This window comes from Streptococcus cristatus, assembly GCF_003943535.1.
GTDB classification, from domain to species: domain Bacteria; phylum Bacillota; class Bacilli; order Lactobacillales; family Streptococcaceae; genus Streptococcus; species Streptococcus cristatus_L.
In genome coordinates this window covers 1-4,271 of the sequence record NZ_RJPU01000016.1, presented here as the reverse complement: position 1 = coordinate 4,271, position 4,271 = coordinate 1, and the positions used below count along the sequence as shown (strand labels likewise).

Genomic DNA, 4,271 nt, shown 5'->3' with positions numbered 1-4,271 from the left:
CACTGATGCTGAAGTACTTTGACTTGCAGATACAGACGCTGAAGCTGATTGGCTAGCTGATACAGAGGCTGATTGACTAGCACTTACTGATGCTGATGCGCTTTGGCTCGCACTAATTGACGCAGACTGGCTCGCGCTTGCTGAGATAGAAGCTGAGTTCTGGTTGTTAGATGCTGAAGCTGANGCACTGATGCTTGCGCTCACTGATGCTGAAGTACTTTGACTTGCAGATACAGACGCTGAAGCTGATTGGCTAGCTGATACAGAGGCTGATTGACTAGCACTTACTGATGCTGATGCGCTTTGGCTCGCACTAATTGACGCAGACTGGCTCGCGCTTGCTGAGATAGAAGCTGAGTTCTGGTTGTTAGATGCTGAAGCTGANGCACTGATGCTTGCGCTCACTGATGCTGAAGTACTTTGACTTGCAGATACTGAAGCTGAGGCGCTTTGGCTAGCTGATACAGATGCTGAGTGACTTGCACTTACTGATGCTGAAGCCGATTGACTTGCGCTTACTGATGCATTTACGCTTGCACTTGCTGAAGCACTTTGGCTTGCGCTTACTGAGGTTGAAGCACTTTGACTTGCAGATACAGAAGCTGAAGCACTTTGGCTAGCTGATATAGATGCTGACGCGCTTTGGCTAGCTGATACAGATGCTGAAGCTGATTGACTTACAGATACTGATGCTGAAGCGCTTTGGCTTGCACTTACTGAGGTTGAAGTACTTTGACTTGCAGATACAGAAGCTGAAGTGCTTTGGCTAGCTGATACAGAGGCTGAGTGGCTAGCACTGATGCTTGCTGAGATAGATGCTGAAGCACTTTGGCTCGCACTAATTGACGCAGACTGGCTAGCACTTACTGATGTTGAAGCACTTTGACTAGCTGATACGGATGCGCTGGCTGATTGGCTTGCTGATGCACTTTGGCTAGCATTTGCTGAGCTTGATACTGATTGGCTTGCACTGATGCTTGCTGATACAGATGCTGAAGCACTTTGACTTGCAGATACAGAAGCTGAAACTGATTGGCTAAGGGATCCGCTTTCTTTAATATTTACTTGAATGTCCTTAAAGTTAAGCTGTCCCGCTTCGTCAGTAATCTTATATTTAAGTGTTACAGTTCCTGTTCCAGTAGGCGTCCCAGAAATTTGGATAGATGGGATATAACCAGTTTTACCAGCCCCTGGTTCATCGGTTCTAGTAGTAACTGTTAATCCAAGTGCTTCTAGTTCTTTCTTACCATGAATCAGCTCAACCGCTTGATCTGCAAGGTAAGAACTTTGCCAAGAACCAACAGACTGATCTCCTTTGTTATTACCATCATGAACATATAAAGTTTCATTAACTCGTTTACCGACTTCAATCTCAGGAACTAGTGGTTCAGGGGAAGGAGTTAGTGAGTCTTTGCTCTTGTTGATAATTGACTCCTGCGCAGCCTCAGTTACAACTTCTTCTGGACGGCCTAGATAGGTAAAGAATTCAGCATCCTTACCTCCCGATCCATTAGTCTGTCTGACGAGCATATTAGGATTTTCAGTTAAAACCGTCCCTGTTATAGTGAGTTTTGGAACATAGGTGAAATCAGCACGCCTTTCCACCCCTGTAACATACCTCAAGCCACTATATTTGGTTGTACCACCATTACCAGTGTACAAAAACATAGAATTTTTAGCATCTTGCTCATATCTATACTGTATATCATTATGGAAATATAAAGTTTCATTAACTCTATCGCCTACTTTATATTTTGCAAGAGGAGCCAATGCTTCTTTTTTCCCCTCAGCATCATACGTTACAGCAGGTCCCTTAAACTGAGTAGTAGTAAGGTTCATGAATATGCTGGTTTGAGGAAAGCTACGTCCATCAAAGGTCACATCCAGATTGACACTACTACTAAATGCTTTTGGATTATCACTCTTGAAAGTTACATATGGAATATAACGTCCAGGAGCCACTTCCACACGACCTGTTTCCGAGGTAATATTATATTTCTCTTGTGCTTCTTGCCAGTTTCGAGTCTCTAGAGTTTGTCTTGGAGAAAGTCCTGCAAACTCACTATCCTTATATGAACCGTAAGGATATTCGTCCGCATCAAATTGAGACTTATGCATATAATATGTTACCGAGAAAGGAACACCTGCTCGTCCCAGAAAGACCCGTTGTCTATTTAAACGACCACTTGTTTCTGGAGAGTTGATGCTATATGGATCGGTATTTAGAAAGAAAGGTTCTTTTGATCCAGTATCGATCGGATTTGCTCTAAAACCAGAATACCCTGTCTTTGGTGCAGTCGCTACAGTATTGTCAACCTTTTGGTTTTTCTCAGCTTGCTTGGTTGTATCCTTACCTTGGGCTTGGTTCTTATCTGCTACAACACCAGCTGCGATGTTGTTGCTTGTTGTTGCTGCTTGGCTTGTGCTAAGAGTTGCACTTGCCAAACTTTGGTTAGCACTACCTGATACAAGACTTGCCGCAGGGTTGACCTTAAGGTTGAGCGATGCAGAAGCTGAGGTAGACACAGAATCCTGAGCTGATGGTTCGCTAACAACTGATGTACTCTCAACTACAGAGGCAGGTGCTTGAGCGCTTGCTGACTCTGATGGTGTAGAGCTTACTGATGCAGATGCTTTTGCACTTGCTGAGACTGATGTAGGAGCTGATGCTGATTGACTTGCTGAGGCAGATTGACTGACTGAAGCTGACTGACTTGCTGAGGCAGATTGACTGACTGAAACTGACTGACTCGCACTCGCTTGATCCTCAACAGATTGACTGACTGATACAGAAGCTGTTGCAGACGCTTGTTCTGCTTGAGCTTTCTTTACTTCTGCTTGCGCTTGAGCGATGATTGAGTTGGCACTTGTTTCAGTTGTTTCAGCCGCTTTCGGTTCAGCTGCGATGACTGTTTTATCCTTTTCTGTATACTCAGATGTTTCATCCGCATAAACAGTTTGCTCTTGAGTCATCACAAATCCTGCAGCCCCCGCGGCCAGGATTCCCCCTATACCCGCTAGCGTGTTAAAACTAAGGTGTGCGTGATCAAGTTCTTCAGTGTCTGACAGGGTACTAGAGACAACTTCGCCCACCCCACCGATACGAAAGAGATCCAATTGAGAGTTCGAGGCTTTTACCCAGTTTTTACCCGACTTGTAAAGCTTATAACGCTTTTTCTCATCTACGATCTCGAAATCTTTGTTAAATTTTTTACTTCGAAACATTCGATTCCTTTCTTTTATCCAATTGCGACCCTTTGTTAATCTCATGACCATTAACAAAGCGTAGTTGCGCTGCCTCCCAAAACCAGAGTTAATAAAAGTTCCAGTCAGTTTCAGTTTTTATCCCTTTGACTCAGAAAAAGCAGATTCCATCTGGGATATACCAGCCGTTTTTATCCAGTATATACCACTCATCATTTTACCAAAACGGATTCCCTTTTTCAAGTAATTATATGTAAAATAACAAATGAAAATAGCTAATTTTTTCAGAAAATCCGCTTTTAAGCTTCAAATTGTTGAAAGCGTTTTATTATCTTTTGAACCTCTACTCCCCCCTTTCACACTAGTTCAATTAGATAGAGGCAAAAAAACCTTGACGATTTGCTCGTCAAGGTTCATCTTTTCCAGAGACCTCCTCCATCCAGAAAAAATCCTAGAAAAAGTGTCCCAACTGCATGATGATTGTGACCAAGAGGGTGATAAGAAAGAGAATGCCACCTAACACTGCAATCATACTAAACTCTTGCTTCTCTCTTTTCAACGGTCTCCTACGATTATCTAGTTGCTCGTTGATATGTTCCTGCAGAATTCCCTTTTGCTTCTCTGGCATGATTGTCCTCCCTTACTAAATCTGCATAAAGGAACTTGCCCTCATCGAAAGCAAGTTCTCATGTATCTGGTTAAATAATGGCCTTATATTGCTCCAAACTAGCTTGATTAGCAGCCTGTTTCTGTCTAGCAAGTGCTGCTTCCATCTCTGATGAATAAGCAAGGACAGCTTGAATCTTATCCACCATGGTTGAGACATTTTCTGGCGCATAAATGTGATCATCCGCAATAAATCGACGACTATGGCAAGTATTTTTGAAGCTGAGAATCAACATGTTGTTCTCAAAAGCTGTGCGACAAGCATTTAGGATTTCATCGCTGATATTGATATCCAGATACAAGTCACAGCGAGCAAAAAGTTCATTCACCTTAGCTGGACGAATATTAGGGTAGAGGGAAATATTCGGATAGCGATTTAATTCCATCAAATGGCTTGACAT

2 protein-coding genes and 1 pseudogene are annotated in these 4,271 nt (G+C 43.0%); all 3 read right to left on the bottom strand.

Going from position 1 to position 4,271, the window contains the following annotated elements; genetic code table 11:
• Nucleotides 1-3,225: KxYKxGKxW signal peptide domain-containing protein (locus D8790_RS10290; protein WP_185761944.1), on the bottom strand; the 3,225-nt coding region annotated here is incomplete at its 3' end.
• A gap of 430 nt (nucleotides 3,226-3,655) precedes the next feature.
• Nucleotides 3,656-3,832: a hypothetical protein gene (locus tag D8790_RS10285; protein WP_045498459.1), complete on the bottom strand. Its 177-nt coding sequence runs from the start codon at nucleotides 3,830-3,832 to the stop codon at nucleotides 3,656-3,658.
• A gap of 70 nt (nucleotides 3,833-3,902) precedes the next feature.
• Nucleotides 3,903-4,271 (bottom strand): annotated as a pseudogene (locus tag D8790_RS10280) (accessory Sec system glycosylation chaperone GtfB); the annotation flags it as partial.

Bases quoted from the DNA above. Each gene is read 5' to 3' on its own strand.
- D8790_RS10285 (WP_045498459.1), bottom strand. From the start codon at position 3,832: ATGCCAGAGAAGCAAAAGGGAATTCTGCAGGAACATATCAACGAGCAA.